Annotated in this window: 1 protein-coding gene; it reads left to right on the plus strand. The window is 63.6% G+C overall.

The genetic code is table 11. The annotated features are described in order from the left end of the window. Nucleotides 1–737 (plus strand): insulinase family protein (locus tag AOG26_RS20640; RefSeq protein WP_200907884.1); only part of this gene is annotated, 737 nt, incomplete at its 5' end. Nucleotides 738–795 lie beyond the last annotated feature (58 nt).

Here is a 795-nt window from a genome sequence, read left to right on the forward strand (position 1 = left end):
CCCTGCCCAACGGCCTGCAGTTGCTGCTCAAGCCGGGCACTGAACGCGGCCACGTGGCCATTCGCCTGGTGGTGGGTGTGGGCCTCGATGACTTCAGTTGCGAAGACAAGGAGCTGCCACACCTGCTGGAACACCTGCTGTTCAGCGGTATCGACGGCGGTGGTGAAGGTGAGCTGGAAGAACGCATGCAAGCCCTCGGCGGTGACTGGAACGCCTACACCAGCAACGCCGACACTACCTTCGTCATCGAGGCCCCGGCGCAAAACCAGCGCAAGGTACTCGACCTGCTGCTGGCCATCATCACCCGCACCCAGCTGACCGACGCCAACATCAACGCCGCCAAACAGGTGGTGGAGCGCGAAGACGGCGGCCATTACTCACACCTGCAACGCCTGCTGGACCGCCAGGACCTCGGCCACAAGGCCAGCAGTCAGCTTGCCGTCGAGCTGGGCCTCAAATGCGCCGAGCGGGCCGAAGTCGAGCACCTGACCCGCGACCAGTTGGAAAAGCTGCGCAAGGCCTGGTACGCCCCCAACAACATGACCCTGATCATTGTCGGCGACCTCGACAAGCTGCTGCCGGCCTATCTCGAACGCACCTACGGCGCGCTTGACCCGGTTGACCCCAGCGAACATCGCCCACTGCCGGACATTCAACACGCCGCCGCCATTCGCCGAGACCTGATCCACGGCTGGGTCGGTGACAACGCCAAACTGCGCCGGGAAGGCCGCCGTTAGCGGTAACATTTCTTCCAGAAATTGCCCTTACGGCCTTTTCGCAGGCGCAGCACGGGTG

The organism is Pseudoalteromonas sp. UCD-33C (assembly GCF_001306895.1).
Classification (GTDB): Bacteria; Pseudomonadota; Gammaproteobacteria; order Enterobacterales; family Alteromonadaceae; genus Pseudoalteromonas.